The following is a 16,124-nucleotide window of genomic DNA, read 5'->3' as shown; positions in this document are numbered from 1 at the left end:
TATGCCGGTTACTCGCTCTAAAGAAAAAAATCGCGCGCAGTATATTGCCGGTATCGCTTTCACCGTCGCCTGGCTGGTCTTTATTCCGCTATCGAAAAATTTGTTTATCAACGCTGAAGATCGATTGCAGTCGTTGATAAGCATTATGCTTCCTGTGCAACCTGGCGAGCCATCGGTGGCGGTAGTAGATATTGACGATAGTAGCTTGCATACTGTTGGCCAGTGGCCGTGGCCCCGTTATATTTTAGGTAATCTGCTTAATGCCCTCAGGCGTCATTCGACACAGGTCATTGGGCTGGATATTCTCTTCTCAGAAAGTGATCGAACTTCATTAGACTATATACGACAGCGCTACAAAACCGAGTTTGGCATAGATATGTCTTATATTGGCGTGCCGAAGGGAATGCTGGATAATGATGCTTACCTGGCGAGTGTGTTACGGAATAAAAGGCCGGTAGTCGGTTCCGTGCAATTAAAGCTGGCTCATCATCACGACACCACTCTTATCCCGCCTTATGTTACGGCTAATCATATTGTGCCGCAGGCTGAAAGTATTATAAAAAATATCCCCATCATTAATGACGCGTTGACCCGCAACGGGTTTGTAAATTTCTTCAACAATCAGGATGGTATTTTACACAGTATCCCAATGTTAATCGACACCCCGGAAGGGGTGCTGCCTTCATTTACGTTGGCGATGTTGATGGAAAAAGAGCATGTCAGCAAAATAAAGATTGAAGATTCTTTCTGGGGCTGCGTAATCAATGTCGGCCAGTATAAAATTCCAATTGATAATGAAGGGCGGGCCTGGCTGAATTTTTATCCCAACGATAATAATTACGTCAGCGTACCTGCGGCTGCTATCCTCGCAGGCACGCCAATAACGTTACCTGAGCCGTTTATTCTTATCGGTTCTACCGCAGCGGCACTGCATGACAACGTAATGACCCCCTCACATCGAAATACGCCGGGGGTAGGGATACATGCCACTTTACTGAATAACATCATTAATAATCAGTTAATTATACATCCAGTTTGGATTTTGAACTGGCATGAGCTAACGTGCATTTTACTACTAGGCCTGACCAATATTCTCTATTTTAAGAGTGTAAGTTTTGCACAGCGTACCTTTACCGTGCTGCTGTCTGTTTTGCTGGCTTTTGCGGTGATGGTCGGGGCGCTTTATTTCTATAACATATGGCTACCAGTTATCTATTGCATTCCAGGCATGCTAATTCTGACCTTTATTCATGAAATCATTGAATATATTGTGCTGCGGAAAAATCTAAGTATTTGGAAGGAAGATCTTGAAAATACTAACCATGCGCTACTGCACGCTATGGCAGCCATATGTGATACCCGTGATCCAGAAACAGGAGGGCATATTAGTCGAACGCAGCATTATGTTAAATGCCTCGCGGAATGGCTACATGAGCAAGGTCACCCAGAAGCCCAATCTCCTTTTTTTGTTGATGCTTTATTTCATGCCGCGCCGCTGCATGACGTAGGTAAAGTTGCTATTCCAGACTCGATTTTGCTCAAGCCGGGACGTTTAACGGTTGAAGAATTCAATGTAATAAAATCTCATACCTCCATCGGCAAAAGGCTACTGTCGGATACGGCGGATAAGCTACGTGAGCCCGGGATTTTTTTGCGCTGCGCGATAGATATTGCCGGCAGCCATCACGAACGCTGGGACGGGAAGGGCTATCCTGAAGGTTTAACAGGCACAGATATTCCATTCAGCGCCCGAGTGATGGCTGTCGCTGACGTGTACGATGCACTGATCAGCAACAGAGTTTATAAAGAAGGCATGTCGCATGAACAGGCTGCGGCCATCATTGCTGAAAATTCAGGTTTACAATTTGATCCTTCCGTAGTTACAGCATTTCTACACAACGGAGAAACGTTTCAACGCATCTCTACTTTATTTATGGATGAATAGGTAGTCATAAGCGCCGGATGCGAACCTTTAATGAACTGAAATGCCTGGCTGCGAGTGGTCACACAGATTTTCTTCGCCGGGAGAACGGATAAAAAAATGATTACTGATCACGTTTGCCATTAGTACAAAGCCCAGTTGGCGGGGGCCTGTACCTGGAGAAGGGCTGCGAAGAATCAGCATGATGAGGCATCCACATCAGACCATCTTCTGTATCAGTTCCTTAATTTAACATAATATACATTATGCGAACCAAGATTGCGGAGCGTAAAATCAGGCCTCTTTCAGGCATCCATCTTGCCGTAAAAATGGCGTCTTTGGCGCGACGCCTGTCTTTAAAAACTGGGCGCGTTTCATGACGTCGCGCTGGCATAAAAATGGTGGCTCACGATCCCCCTGTAAAATGCGCGGATCCTACTTCCTTGCTATCGGCATGCCGGGCTCAAACGCGCGCTTTACTATAAAGACGTTGCCACCAGACCATCGGTTATTTTTTCTCGCTATCTTCCTGCTTCATTCGCGCCCGAATATTGCCATCAATGGTCGTGGTATTTTGCATCGGCTGATAAATGGCACCACTGTTTGGCGCAACTGGAGATGCCTTGTCAATCTCGCGTCCGGCAATGTTGGCTGACATCCGCTCGGTTAAATCAGGAAACAAATTATGTGAGATTTTCGCGGCGTGAGCTTTCCAGCCCACGGATATTTCCTCTTCTGGATGGATACAGGCAGCAACCAGCGCCTCAATAACTTTTGAAGGATCATCCATGGCCGCCATGCGAGGCGCCTGTCCGCTATAGTTGGCTGCGTGTGTCCACCATGGCGTATCCACCGCCCAGGGCATAACAGTCGCGACTTTTATCTTTTCGCCCTGACCGCTGAGCCGCAATTCTTCATTCAGGCTTCGGCCAAGGCTTAGAACCGCTGCTTTGGAGGCGGCGTAGGAACTCTGGAAGGCCAACGGCAGCTTACTGTCGACTGAGCCTACATTAATCAGCGTGCCATAGCCCTGGGCAATAAAACGACGCAGCGCCTCATGGGCACCATAGAGCAAACCCTTGAGATTAACATCGATAAGGCGCGCATGATCCTCTACAGGAATATCCCAAAAATATCCAAGCGCCCCGACGCCGACATTGTTAATCCATGTATCGATATGGCCAAAGTGTTGCTGAGCATCCTCAGCCAAACGCGCTATATCTGCGGCATTGCTGACATCGACAGGCACGGCCAGGGCCTTTCCTCCCGCCGCATTAATCTCTGCCGCCAGCGCTGTCAATGCGGCCTCGCGTCGGGCGGCAAGCACGACCTGCGCGCCCTGCTTTGCCAGCGCCAGCGCAGCCCCGCGACCAAAACCGCTGGACGCGCCAGTGATAACAATGGTGGTACCTGCGACGCTTTTTTTTCCACCTGCCATATTATTTCCCCTCACCTTTTTAGCGTGTGTGATTTCTCTGTTAACTATAAGCCGTAGCAGAAAAACCAACGGGTCGATTTCATGTGCTTCAATGCGACTCACCGCATTTTTCCCCGGTTGCGGCACAGGACGAACCTGCGGTCAGCCGTGGATTCAGGAAGGATCATCAACCGTTGTCTACGCTTAAGTTTTACGTAGCGCGTTTGCGGAGGTAAACCATGTCACGTGTACGGGCCGTGGATCATATTGTGTTATCGGTCAGCGATTTCTCTCAGTCGCGAACCTTCTATCATGGATTGATGACTTTTCTTGGTTTTGAGGTACTGGATGAGAAACCCCAGGCGATGGGCTGGACTGACGGCACCACCCGCTTATGGATTTATCAGGCCGATGAACAGGGTCTGAAAAATCCCTATCGACTCGGTAACCCCGGCTTTCATCACTATGCCTGGTCACTCAATAATCGTGAGGATGTGGATCATTTACAGGCCTGGCTGGAAGAGAACAGCGTCACCATTGTTGATGCTGCAGGCTACTATTATCCCGACTATTACGCGGTTTTTTTCTTCGACCCGGACGGTATGAAACTGGAAGGCATGCACTACGCTAAATAAGACGCGCGGTTTGATTTGGAATCAGCGATCGTCATTAAATTTGCTGTCAGGAGTACTGAATGAAAACGCTGCCTGCGTTAGTTTTTGATGTTAATGAAACTCTGCTGGATATCCAGGCATTAACGCCCTTTTTTACCGAAATATTTGGCACACCGCGCGCGATGCGGGATTGGTTTGCACAAACGATTCTTTATTCTCAGTCGCTTTCACTGATCGATCATTATCAGCCATTTGGTGAACTGGGGGTCGCTACGCTGAAAATGCAGGCTGATATCGCTAATGTTGCATGCACAGAACGGGAAATTGCGCGTTTTCAGCATGTAATGAAAACGCTGCCGCTTTATCCGGATGTTACCGCAGCGTTGACCCAATTGCAGGACACAGGGTTTCGTTTGTTTACTCTGACAAATAATGCAGCAGCTACTCAGGACGCTCAGTTGCAACATGCCGGTATCGCACATTTTTTTGAGGAAACCTTCAGCGTTGACCAGCGTGCCAAAACCTTTAAACCCGCCTTAAAAACCTATCGGGACATCGCGTTAATGATCGGCGATAAGGAACAACAATTTTGCCTGGTGGCGTGTCATAGCTGGGATATTATTGGCGCGAGAGCGGCTGGCTGGGATGCTGCTTTGGTTTTACGTCCGAATAATGCACCGCTGTCGCTGGGTCCTCAGCCGACGCTTATCGGTAATGATTTGTCGGAGATCAGCAGGCAACTTATCTCCCGTTACGCAGGCTGAACCCTCAGCCATTCCGAGTTGCCGGGATACTAATGCTTTTTCGCCCTGTTCTCTGTTACAAAATCCATACTGGCCGATACGGCTCCCTGCGTTTCCCTTTTGTTATAAAGGGAGCAAAAATTTAACACGATCCCATCCGTACGGATGTACAGACGTCTGGATGTGTATTATAGTGCTTTTCCCATACTAATAAGGGATCTACACAAGGGATCGATATGATGAAAAACACAATACTCACTCTTCTGCTGGCCGCTTCCGTTACGCTGCTTAGCGCCTGCGATAACGATAAAGATAATAAAATCAAAGTCGCTATCAACACCGGCCCGGACCAGCAACTGTGGGAAACCGTTAAGCAGGTGGCGCATGATAAATATAAGCTGGATGTCGATGTCATCGCATTTAACGATTATGTGCAGCCAAATGAAGCGCTTTTTAATAAAGATGTAGACGCCAACGCGTTCCAGAGCCTGCCTTATCTGGAAATGCAATCAAAAGAGCGCGGCTATCATTTTGCGGTGGTCACCCATACTTTTGTGTTCCCGATTGCAGGTTATTCACGCAAAATCAAATCGCTGAACGAGCTGCCGGATGGCGCAACCATCACCATTTCTAACGAAGCCACTACGCTGGGCCGTAGCCTGCTGCTGCTGCAGGCGCAGGGATTGGTTAAGGTGAAACCGGAAGCTGGCCTGCTGCCGACTACGCTGGATATTACTTCCAACCCGAAAAAACTGAAGTTCGTAGAAGTGGATACGCCGCAACTGGCACGTACGCTGGACGATCCGCAGGTGTACATTTCTATTATCAATAACAACTTTGCGGCGCTGGTTAATTTGTCCGCCTCACGTGACGGTATGTTTATGGAAGGCAAAGCCTCTCCTTATGTAAACGCCATCGTGGCGCGTGAAGATAACAAAGACAGCCCGAATGTTCAGAAACTCAAAGAAGCCTTCCAGTCGCAGGAAGTTCTTGATAAAGCCAATGAGCTTTATAAAGGCGATATTATTAAAGGCTGGTAAGTTCTGTTAGCTATGGCCGCGCCATCTCTAAAGATGCGCGGCTTATTTATTAATGTGTATTTAAAATTTTTATCTTATGCTTCTGCTTGCTTAAAAAGTTACTATTCTTGATTGGCATTTTCAAATTTCCCCACATTATATAGCCGCGCCCGCTTCCCGATAAATTTTGGCGATTCGGCCGATGTCAGCCTCCTTTCCTACCGGTTTCTCAGTTAACTGTTACACTTAGGTAAACCCCTTTAACCGGAGAAATTATGAAACTGGGCTTTGCATGTAAATATCTTAATGCGGATTTAAAGCAGCCTTTTCCGTTCAGGGCAACGACCAGAAAGCGCTTTCTGAGCCTGAATAATGATGAAAGAGTCCAGCTCATTTATGAAATTTCTAAAAACAATTTGGTGAATCTTCAGCAAACCTTTCAGCAATTGGCTTTATTGCCAGACGATTTACGGATGATGCGTATAGGCAGCGATCTGTTGCCTTTATATACCGTTCCTGAAGCGATGGTTTTATACCGGGAATTTCTGCCGGATTTGTATCCTCTGTTTAGCCAATGCGGAGATTTTGCCAGAGCAAATAATATCCGGTTATCTTTCCACCCAGGGCAATATTCCGTACTGGCTTCGGAAGATGCTTCGGTGGTGGAAAGGTCGATCGAAGACGTTGAATATCATGCGCTTTGTGCGGTTTTGATGGGTTACGGCAAGACCTTTCAGGATTTTAAAATCAACATTCATATGAATGGGAAAAAAGGTTTCGCTGGTTTTAAGGAGTCGTTTGGTAAGCTGCGCCCTGAGACCCAACGTATGCTAACGGTAGAAAATGATGAAGTCTCCTGTTCCCTTGATGATGTTTTACAGGCCAGCGAATTATGTGCCGTCGTAGTAGATATTCATCACCATTGGGTAAAAGAAAATGAATTTATTAAACCGGACGACCCGCGCATTGCTCAAATAAAAGCGTCATGGCGCGGCGTCAGGCCGGTTCTGCACTATTCCATTTCCCAGGAAGGTTTAATTCCTGAAGACGGTTTTCCCGATCAAACTGTTTTAGGTTTATCTAAAATGAAATTTCGCGCGCACTCAGATTATTATTTTAATAAGACGCTGAATGATTGGGCATTATCTTTTACTGATTTTGATATTATGTGTGAAGTGAAAATGAAAAATATTGCCAGAGATCGGTTGTATTATTATCGTCAGGCACAGTAATGAAGATAAAGGCCGGCAGGCCTTTATCGCGCACCGATAATAGTGCTGCTTCGGCGTACAGCTGACCGCTCAGCCTGTTTATCTTTGTGTTGATGCAGTGATATAGAAACTTTTACAAATTAACAATTTAAACATCGGGGGTCGTCATTGCGCTTTTTTGCGTGCTGCTCGCTATGATTTATGGGTATCCTCTGCTGCTCAGCCTGTATAATAAAGACAGATTTTTCTGAAGCGGAACGCTTATGTCTACTTACGCCCTTTCCTTTTCTTCCAACAGATTACGCCTTGGCGCTCTCGCCACGCTTTTTGCGTTGCTGGCTGCTTTCTGTTGGTGGCACTGGAGCGAGTTTCTTGCCTGGAGCCTGGCGACGCAGATCACGCTGCATCGCTACCTGGTGCTGCATCTGCTGCAAATCAACAACGGGCAATACAGCGGCGGGCTGTGGCTGCTGTTTTTTACCTTTATCTACGGCGTGCTGCACGCGGTTGGCCCAGGCCACGGCAAGTTTGTGGTCACCACCTGGCTGAGTACGCAACAGCAGAACTCGCCGCCCGCGCTGCGTGCGGTTCCGCTGGCCGGCAGCCTGTTACAGGGGCTAAGCGCCATTCTGTTTGTCTTTATTCTGGCGGTGGGCTTTAACCTGGCGGCCGGCGATCTCAGCCTGGGCCGCTGGTACATGGAAAAAGTCAGCGCATTGCTGATCGCTGCCTTTGGCGGCTGGATGCTGCTGCGCGGGCTGCGTCACCTCCGGCCACAAACACAACCAGGCCCAATCCAAACCAGGCATCATGCAGAAGCCGATACCTCGCATCGTGCAGAAGCCGATACCTCGCATCGTGCAGAAGCCGATACCTCGCATCGTGCAGAAGCCGATACCTCGCATCGTGCAGAAGCCGATACCTCGCATCGTGCGAAAGCCGATACCATTAATTACGCGACGCTGGCGTCCGCCTCGCCGCTGCGCGCCGTTTCGGCGCAGGCTGGCTCCGTCGCTTATCATCAGCACGCGCAGGATCACTGCGGTTGCGGACATCATCATATTCCGCTGGTGTCGCCCACTAGCCGGAAAGAGCTGCTAAGCGTGATTATCGCCATTGGCCTGCGTCCCTGTAGCGGCGCCATTACTGTTTTGCTGTTCTCTAACGCGATCGGCATTGTGAAATGGGGCATGCTGGCCGTCATGACCATGGCGCTGGGCACCGGGCTTTCCCTGCTGCTGCTCTCCATTGCGGTCAGCCGCCTGCGGAATACCGTTACCGCCATCTGGCTACGTGAGTCACCCGCCAGAACCGAGGGCATTATTGCGCTGATACGTATTACCGGCGGCCTGCTGCTACTGTTATTTGCATTGATTCTGTTTCTGTCGGTGGTGCCGGTAAGCCCTAACGGTGACTTTATTGCTGCCGGCTGTTAGCGAATCGATAAGTGCTGCAGCGCGTGCAGTAAAGCATCCACCTTCGGCAGCAGTTGCTTTTTGCGCGGCCACACCAGGTAAAGCGGCAGCCCATCCAGTATCAGCTGCGGCAGAATAATCTTTACCCTGCCCGCCTGCTCGGCGTCGCGGATCAACCAGGTTGCCATCTGCGCGATCCCCAACCCGGCGCTGACCGCGCTCAGCTGCGCTTCACTGTCGCCCATAGCCATCGCATGATTAATCGTTCGGCTGGCAATGCGGCCGTCGGCTGCGATAAAGCGCCACGGCGTGTTGGTGCCATCAACGCGTTCATAGGCAATCGCCCGATGCTGTTCCAGCTCATCCAGATGCTGCGGCGTGCCGTAGCGCTGCAGATAATCTGGCGCGGCGCAAAACACTAACTGCTCATTGCCGAGATAGCGCATCCCCAGCGAGGCGGGATAATCCGCCGGGCCGCCGATACGTACCGCAATATCAATATTTTCCTCAAACAGATCCACAAAGCGATCGGCAAAGGTCATATTGATTCGCAGATCGGGATTGTCATGGCAAAAGGCGTTAATCAGCGGCATCACGTGTGTGCGGCCAAAAGTCATCGGCACTGCCACGCGCAGACGTCCCACCGCATGGCTACGCTGCGCCGCCAGTACCGTTTCCGCCTCGCTCAGCTCATTCACGACGCGTTGACAGGTCTGGTAATAGGCTTCTCCGGCATCGGTCAAACGCAGACTGCGCGTCGTGCGCTCAAACAGTTGCGAACCCAGTCGCTGCTCCAGTTTCGCTATACTTTTACTGATCGCCGAACTGGTCAGATTCAGCCGTTCGGCGGCCGCGCTGAAACTACCCGCCTCCACCGTTGCGACAAAGGGCATAATTCCCTTCAGCAAATCATTGCCGATCATGATTTATGAATCCTGTTCCGAAATGCTGTGAATTTATACCTCAGATATGAATTTAATTCCGCACTATGCTTATTAGTATCTGTTACAGGAGGCGTAATGAGTAAAAAAGCATTAATCGTAGGCGTCAGCGGCGTGGTAGGCAGCGCGCTGGCAGAAAAATTACAGGCGGACGGCTGGGACGTTTACGGCCTTTCTCGTGGACGCGCGCCGGTGCCGCAGGGCTGTCACTCACTGACCGCTGATTTAACCTCGCCGGAGTCGGTAAACACCGCGCTGGACGGCCTGCGCTTCGACAGCGTTTTCTTTAGCGTCTGGTCACGCCAGACCAATGAAAAAGAGAATATTCGGGTTAACGGCGCGATGGTCCGTAACGTGCTGGAAGCGCTGGGCGAACGTCTGCAGGGCAGCCACGTCGCGCTGGTGACTGGCCTGAAACACTATCTCGGCCCGTTTGATGCTTATGGTAAAGGCAGTGTGCCGATGACGCCGTTCCGCGAGGAGCAAGGCCGTCAGCCGGTCGATAACTTTTACTACGCGCAGGAAGATGAACTTTTTGCCGCCGCGAAAAAATATGGCTGTACCTGGAGCGTGCATCGTCCGCACACCGTTATCGGCTATGCGCTGGGCAACGCCATGAACATGGGCCAGACGCTGGCAGTCTACGCGACCTTGTGTAAAGAGACCGGTCGTCCCTTTATCTTCCCTGGCTCAGAAGCGCAGTGGAACGGCGTGACCGATATGACCGATGCCGGGCTGCTTGCCGAGCAGCTGGAATGGGCGGCGACGTCGCCGTCAGCGAAAAATGAAGATTTTAACGTGGTAAACGGCGACGTTTTCCGCTGGAAATGGATGTGGCAGCAGATCGCCGATTACTTTGGTATTGAGGCTGCGCCTTTCCCCGGCGAGATGCAGCCGCTGGAACACCGGATGGTGGGCGTCGATCACGACTGGCAACAGATTGCGCAAAAATACCAGCTACGTGAAGCGGACGTTAATCGCCTCGCCTCCTGGTGGCATACCGATGCCGATCTGGGTCGCCCGATGGAAGTGTTTACTGATATCAGCAAGAGCCGCAAAGCGGGCTTTACCGGCTATCGCGCCACCCGTGATGCGTTCTTCTCGCTGTTCGATAAGCTGAAAGCCAACCGTATTATCCCATCCTGATCCTTGCCGCCAGCCTGGCGCTGGCGGTTCTTCGCTGTTTCCAGTAACTGTGCCCTCTTTTTCTCTTCAGCCGTTGACGACGCGCCTGCAACCTCCGATCATGCTGCGCCATCTAACATAACGGAGAATATCGTCGTGGCTGAACTCAGTAATGCCTTACTGGAAGCGATCCTGCATCAGGTGCGTCCACTAACCCGACAGGGAAAGGTGGCCGACTATATTCCGGCGCTGGCGCAGGTCTCTCCTGACGGGCTGGGCATCGCGGTTCTTACCCATGACGGCAGCATGTTCCAGGCGGGCGACGCCGACGTTCGCTTCTCTATTCAGTCTATTTCCAAAGTGCTTTCCCTGACGCTGGCGCAAACGCGTTATCAGGAGCAGGAGATCTGGCAGCGCGTGGGGAAAGAGCCGTCCGGCCAGCCGTTTAATTCGCTGGTGCAGCTGGAGATCGAGCGCGGTAAGCCGCGTAATCCTTTTATTAACGCGGGCGCGCTGGTGATCTGCGATATGCTGGAAACCCGCCTGACCGCGCCGCGTCAGCGTATGCTGGAAGTGGTGCGTCAGCTGTGCGGCGAGCCGACGGTGAATTATGACCGCTATGTTGCCCGTTCCGAGTTCGATCACTCTGCGCGTAATGCCGCTATTGCCTGGCTGATGAAATCCTTCGGCAACTTTGAGAACGATGTACAGAGCGTGCTGCAAACCTACTTCCACTACTGCTCGCTCTCAATGAGCTGCCTTGAACTGGCGCGCTGTTTCTTCTACCTGGCGAATCAGGGCAAACCTTTTGGCGAGGCGGAACCGATACTGTCGGTGCGCCAGACGAGGCAGATCAACGCTCTGCTGATCACCAGCGGCATGTATGACGGCGCCGGTGAATTTGCCTGGCGCGTCGGCATGCCAGCGAAATCGGGTGTTGGCGGCGGTATTATCGCTATCATTCCCGGCGAGATGTCGATTGCCGTCTGGTCGCCGGGTCTCGATGCCTCTGGCAATTCGCTGGCGGGCATCGCGGCGCTGGAATTGCTCTCCGAACGTCTCGGCTGCTCGATATTTTAATGCTGAAACGAAAGTTGCAGTTTGCACTCTGACGATGCCTTTTTAACGCCCCTTGCCCTGTAAAGGCGCAGCCGCAGCGCTAAAAGCGGTGGTTTTGCGCCTTTATAGCTGGTACGAAAGTTGCAACCTCCTGTTATCAACAGCAAGGAGACGGCAATGAAAGCGATCGTAATCGGTGGCGGAATCGGCGGTATGTGCGCAGCGCTGGCGCTGGAAAAGTTTGGCTATCAGACCGAAGTCTATGAGGCGGTAAAAACCCTGCGTCCGGTTGGCGCGGCGATCTCTGTCTGGCCCAACGGCGTCAAATGCCTGAACTTTCTGGGCCTGAAAACAGAGCTTCAGGCGCTGGGCGGCAATATGGCGTTTATGGCCTATCACGATTTTCAACACGGCCAGCCCCTGACCCGCTTTTCAATGGCACCGCTGGTGGAGAATGTCGGCGAGCGCCCTTATCCGGTCGCGCGTGCCGATTTACAGGCGATGCTGCTTAATCAGTACGGTACGCAGCGCGTAAACTTCGGCAAGCGCGTCAGCCATGTTGAACAGGACGCCGCGGGCGTGACCGCCTGGTTTGACGATGGCAGCGAAGCGCGCGGCGACTTTCTGATCGCCGCTGATGGCACTCACTCTGTAATACGTTCTTATGTAACCGGCCAGCAGGCTGAACGCCGTTATGCGGGTTACGTTAACTGGAATGGCCTGGTCACCATCGATGAAAGCATTGCGCCCGCCGATCAGTGGACGACCTTTGTCGGCGAAGGCAAACGCGTTTCATTGATGCCGGTCAGCGGCAACCGCTTCTATTTCTTCTTCGATGTGCCGTTAGCTAAAGGGCTGGCCGAAGATCGCAGCAGCGTCAAAGCGGACTTAACCCGCTATTTCAGCGGCTGGGCCGCGCCGGTGCAGAAGCTGATCGCTGCCATTAATCCTGACACCACCAACCGCATTGAAATCCATGATATCGATCCTTTTTCGCAGCTGGTTAAAGGTCGCGTAGCGCTACTGGGCGATGCCGGACACAGCACCACGCCGGATATTGGTCAGGGCGGCTGTGCAGCGATGGAAGATGCGGTGGTGCTGGCGTTAACCCTGCAGTCGCATTCATTGGGCATTGAAGATGCGCTGCAGCGTTATGAGGCGCGTCGCGCGGATCGGGTCAGGGATCTGGTGCTGAAAGCGCGCAAGCGCTGTGAGGTTACCCATGGCAAAGCGCCAGCCATTACTCAGGCCTGGTATGAAGAGCTAAAACAGGAAACCGGCGAGCGTATCCTGAACGGCATGTGCGAAACCATTCTCGGCGGCCCGCTGGGGTAAAGCATCGCGGCGGTAAAACGAACGTCGCGACGGAAATATGCTTAACAAGACCGGGTAAAGCGCCCGGCTTTTGTTATGGAGCCCTGGTTCGCCTGTAAACGCAAGGCCCAGATTCACGGTAACGGATAAGCCAGATTCGCCTGTTTGCCTATAACTCAGGTTCACCGGAAATTTAGCGCTGTTACGGGCAACTTATGGTTGAAGCTCACTGATAACGGCGCGGGTTGCTGCTGCCAGCACCGCTTTGTTGTTGGCCGCTTTCTGTTGCTGCTGGGTATAGTAGATCGCCAGGATTTTAGGTTTTCCCTGCGCGGGCCAGATCACCGCCAGATCGTTGGTACTGCCGTAATCACCGGCGCCGGTTTTATCGCCCACCGTCCAGTCAGCTGGCACACCGGCACGAATGCTCTCATTGCCGGTGGTGTTTTGCTTCAGCCAGCGGATCAGCAGTTGACGCTGCGGCGGCGGTAACGCATCGCCCAGCACCAGCTTATTTAAGTTGGCCGCCATTGCGGCGGGCGTGCTGGTATCGCGGATATCCCCTGGCCTCGCACTGTTCAGCGCCGGTTCGACACGATCAAGCCGTGTAAGGGGATCGCCCAGCTGGCGCGCAAAAACGGTAACGCCTCGCGGCCCACCCAGTTGATCAAGCAAATAGTTAGCTGCAAGGTTATCGCTGTACTCGATAGCCGCCGCGCACAGGGCCGCGATGGTCATCGCTTTACCAATATAATTACCGGTTACCGGCGTCCATGGCACGCGATCGCCGTTTTTAATCATGACCTTTTTTTCCAGCAGATCGGGCTGGCCAATGCTTTTATCCAGAATGGCCGCCACCGCCAGCGCTTTAAAGGTGCTGGTCATTGGAAAACGTTCACTGGCGCGATAGCCGTAACGCTGATCGCCATCAATCCAGGCAACGCCCAGCCGCCCGCCGTTGGCTTTCTCCAGTTCGGCCAGTTTTTGAGTGAGCGAGGCGTCATCAGCCAGTGCGCCGGCTGACCAAAGCGAAAGTAATCCAGCCAGCAGCGAACAGCGCCATAAACAGCTTTTATGCATTGCAACGTCCTTTTTAACAGCTGTAAAAAAGGGCATTGCTGCCCTTTTTGTTCTTATTGTGTGCGGTGAAACCTTAGGGGACTTCTTTCAGGCCGCGGTTAATCAACATCGGTTCTATTTCAGGATCGTGGCCGCGCCAGTCGTGGTAAAGCTGTTTCAGATCGCTGCTGTTACCGCGCGACAGAATCATATCCCGGAAGCGCTGGCCGTTCTCACGCGTCAGCCCGCCATGCTCTTTAAACCATTCGAAACCGTCATCCGCCAGCATCTCCGTCCAGAGATAGGCATAATAGCCGGCGGCGTAGCCGTTACCCCAGATATGCTGGAAATAGCTGGAACGATAGCGCGGCGGCACTTCCGGCAGATTGACCTTATCCTGCGCCAGCGCCTCCTGCTCGAACCGATCGACATCCGGCTGCGGCTGACCGGCGCTGATGCTGTGCCAGTGCATATCCAGCAGCGCCGCCGCCAGCAGCTCGGTCATATCGTAACCTTTGTTAAACTTGTCCGCCTTAAGGATTTTATCGTGTAACGCCTGCGGCATCGGTTCGCCGCTCTGGTAGTGACGGGCAAAATGTTTAAACACCTTGTCATCACTGGCCCAGTGTTCATTAAACTGCGACGGAAACTCGACAAAATCACGCGGGGTTTCGGTGCCGGAAAGGCTCGGATACTGCTGATCGGCAAACATGCAGTGCAGCGCATGGCCGAATTCGTGGAACATGGTAATCACATCATCCCACGACAGTAGCGCAGGCTGACCCGCTGCCGGTTTGCTGAAGTTAGCAACGTTGTAAATCACCGGTTTGGTGCCCAGCAGTTTTGACTGATCGACAAAATTGCTCATCCAGGCACCGCCGCCTTTGTTGTCGCGCTTAAAGAAGTCGGTATAGAACAGCGCCAGCGAGCTGCCGTCTTTATCAAACACTTCATAAACGCGCACGTCCGGCTGATAAACCGGCAGATCCTTGCGCTGTTTAAAGGTCAGGCCGTAGAGCTGATTGGCCGCGTAGAACACGCCATTTTCCAGCACATTGTTCAGCTCAAAGTACGGACGGATTTGTGACTCATCAAGATCGTATTTTGCCCGACGCACCTGCTCGGCATAAAAGCTCCAGTCCCAGGGCGCCAGCTTGAAGTCGCCCTTCTGCTGATCAATAACCGCCTGAATATCTGCCGCTTCGCGTTGCGCGCGCGCCGTCGCGGCCGGAACGATATTACGCATAAAATCCAGTGCCGCCTGCGGCGTTTTCGCCATCTGATCCTGGAGTTTCCAGGCGGCGTAGCTGTCGAAGCCCAGCAGTTTCGCCTGCTGCGCACGTACCGCCGCCAGTCGCGCAATCAGCTGGCGCGTGTCGTTGTCATCGCCCTTTTCCGCCCGGTTCCAGGAGGCGTTAAATAAGGCTTCACGCGTCGCGCGATCTGACAGGCTTTGCAGTTCCGGCTGCTGGGTAGTGTTCTGCAGCGCCAGCAAAAACTGGTTTTTCAGGCCGCGCGCCTCTGCCGCTTCGGCGGCGGCGGCGATTTCGCCCTCGCTCAGACCGGCCAGCGCCGCCTTACCTTTTACCAGCAGGCCACCCGCTTTGGTGGCCGCCAGCAGGCGATTGGTGAACTGGGTGCTGAGCGTGGCCGCTTCCTGATTCAGCGCCTTCAGCTCATTTTTTTGCTGGTCGTTCAGGCTGGCGCCCGCCAGCTGGAAGGATTGCCAGGTCACCTCGATTAGCCGTTGCGATTCGGCATCCAGCTGAAGCTTATCGCGCTGTTGATAAACGCTGTCGAGGCGGGCAAAAAGTTTGCTGTTAAGGTGAATTTCATCATCGAGCGCCGCCAGTTTGGGCGCGGTTTCTTCATCAATTTTTTGCAGCGTATCGTTGGTATTGGCTGAGGTCATTGCGCCAAATACATTGAGGACGCGCTTAAGCGTCTGGCCGCTTTTCTCCAGCGCCACGTAAGTGTTTTCAAACGTCGGCGCGTCGGCGCTGTTAGCAATACGCGCCACCTCCTGCTGTTTTTCCGCAATCCCTGCTTCAATCGCGGGCAGATAATCGCTCTCTTTTATGCGATCAAAAGGCGGCGCCTGAAACGGTAACGTACTGGGTTGGCTAAAGGGATTTTGCTGTTCGCCGGACATGGTTTTCTCCCGATCGTGATTTGCCGTGGCATCGGCGGCCTGAGCAGAGGCGCTCAGGGCCAGGCCCACGGCGAAAAATAACATCGATAACCGCATATCCTTACTCTCCTGTTCCTTGCCTGTAAAGAGAGAAT

13 protein-coding genes are annotated in these 16,124 nt (G+C 52.4%); 9 read left to right on the top strand and 4 right to left on the bottom strand.

Features of this window, described 5'->3' with window-relative positions; genetic code table 11:
• The first annotated feature begins 1 nt into the window (after position 1).
• On the top strand, positions 2 to 1,945 hold the full coding sequence (locus tag P3C52_RS13625) for a CHASE2 domain-containing protein (RefSeq protein WP_275555524.1): 1,944 nt from the start codon (positions 2 to 4) through the stop codon (positions 1,943 to 1,945).
• Between the two features lie 484 nt (positions 1,946 to 2,429).
• Here the strand turns inward: P3C52_RS13625 and P3C52_RS13620 are convergent, their stop codons facing one another.
• The gene (locus tag P3C52_RS13620) at positions 2,430 to 3,359 is read right to left on the bottom strand and encodes an SDR family NAD(P)-dependent oxidoreductase (protein ID WP_275555550.1); all 930 of its coding nucleotides are present in this window, start codon (positions 3,357 to 3,359) and stop codon (positions 2,430 to 2,432) included.
• Positions 3,360 to 3,577: 218 nt separating this feature from the next.
• Between P3C52_RS13620 and P3C52_RS13615 the strand changes: the two genes are divergently transcribed.
• The 5 genes from P3C52_RS13615 to P3C52_RS13595 all read left to right on the top strand — a co-directional run bounded on the left by P3C52_RS13615 (position 3,578) and on the right by P3C52_RS13595 (position 8,361).
• Positions 3,578 to 3,973, top strand: a complete 396-nt coding sequence (locus tag P3C52_RS13615) for a VOC family protein (RefSeq protein WP_275555523.1) — start codon at positions 3,578 to 3,580, stop codon at positions 3,971 to 3,973.
• Positions 3,974 to 4,032: 59 nt separating this feature from the next.
• A complete protein-coding gene (locus tag P3C52_RS13610; RefSeq protein WP_275555522.1) occupies positions 4,033 to 4,716 on the top strand; it encodes a haloacid dehalogenase type II in 684 nt (227 codons plus the stop codon).
• 218 nt (positions 4,717 to 4,934) lie between these two features.
• Complete coding sequence (locus P3C52_RS13605; protein WP_275555549.1) at positions 4,935 to 5,735, top strand: MetQ/NlpA family lipoprotein; 801 nt, start codon at positions 4,935 to 4,937, stop codon at positions 5,733 to 5,735.
• Positions 5,736 to 5,989: 254 nt separating this feature from the next.
• Positions 5,990 to 6,946, top strand: coding sequence for a UV damage endonuclease UvsE (locus tag P3C52_RS13600; RefSeq protein WP_275555521.1), 957 nt, complete (start codon positions 5,990 to 5,992; stop codon positions 6,944 to 6,946).
• 242 nt (positions 6,947 to 7,188) lie between these two features.
• Positions 7,189 to 8,361 (top strand): nickel transporter, encoded by a 1,173-nt coding sequence (locus P3C52_RS13595; RefSeq protein WP_275555520.1) that lies wholly within the window; start codon positions 7,189 to 7,191, stop codon positions 8,359 to 8,361.
• On the opposite strand, the gene P3C52_RS13590 is transcribed toward P3C52_RS13595, so the two are convergent.
• Complete coding sequence (locus P3C52_RS13590; protein ID WP_275555519.1) at positions 8,358 to 9,263, bottom strand: LysR family transcriptional regulator; 906 nt, start codon at positions 9,261 to 9,263, stop codon at positions 8,358 to 8,360. The genes P3C52_RS13595 and P3C52_RS13590 overlap by 4 nt on opposite strands.
• A 96-nt stretch (positions 9,264 to 9,359) precedes the next feature.
• On the opposite strand from P3C52_RS13590, the gene P3C52_RS13585 reads away from it, so the two are divergent.
• From P3C52_RS13585 to hpxO, 3 genes are all read left to right on the top strand, one after another.
• On the top strand, positions 9,360 to 10,427 hold the full coding sequence (locus tag P3C52_RS13585) for an SDR family oxidoreductase (RefSeq protein ID WP_275555518.1): 1,068 nt from the start codon (positions 9,360 to 9,362) through the stop codon (positions 10,425 to 10,427).
• 135 nt (positions 10,428 to 10,562) lie between these two features.
• A complete protein-coding gene (gene glsB / locus P3C52_RS13580) occupies positions 10,563 to 11,486 on the top strand; it encodes a glutaminase B (protein ID WP_275555517.1) in 924 nt (307 codons plus the stop codon).
• A gap of 156 nt (positions 11,487 to 11,642) precedes the next feature.
• The gene (hpxO, locus tag P3C52_RS13575) at positions 11,643 to 12,800 is read left to right on the top strand and encodes an FAD-dependent urate hydroxylase HpxO (protein ID WP_275555516.1); all 1,158 of its coding nucleotides are present in this window, start codon (positions 11,643 to 11,645) and stop codon (positions 12,798 to 12,800) included.
• A 192-nt stretch (positions 12,801 to 12,992) separates the two neighbouring features.
• On the opposite strand, the gene bla is transcribed toward hpxO, so the two are convergent.
• Both bla and dcp read right to left on the bottom strand, forming a co-directional pair.
• On the bottom strand, positions 12,993 to 13,859 hold the full coding sequence (bla, locus tag P3C52_RS13570) for a class A beta-lactamase (protein ID WP_275555515.1): 867 nt from the start codon (positions 13,857 to 13,859) through the stop codon (positions 12,993 to 12,995).
• Positions 13,860 to 13,932: 73 nt separating this feature from the next.
• On the bottom strand, positions 13,933 to 16,086 hold the full coding sequence (dcp, locus tag P3C52_RS13565) for a peptidyl-dipeptidase Dcp (RefSeq protein WP_275555514.1): 2,154 nt from the start codon (positions 16,084 to 16,086) through the stop codon (positions 13,933 to 13,935).
• Between the last annotated feature and the right edge of the window lie 38 nt (positions 16,087 to 16,124).

Origin of the sequence: Mixta sp. Marseille-Q2659, from assembly GCF_940807255.1 — a bacterium.
In the GTDB taxonomy this organism is placed as follows: domain Bacteria; phylum Pseudomonadota; class Gammaproteobacteria; order Enterobacterales; family Enterobacteriaceae; genus Mixta.
Note: the sequence above shows the minus strand (reverse complement) of the source record. Positions and strands in the feature narration are given on the sequence as shown.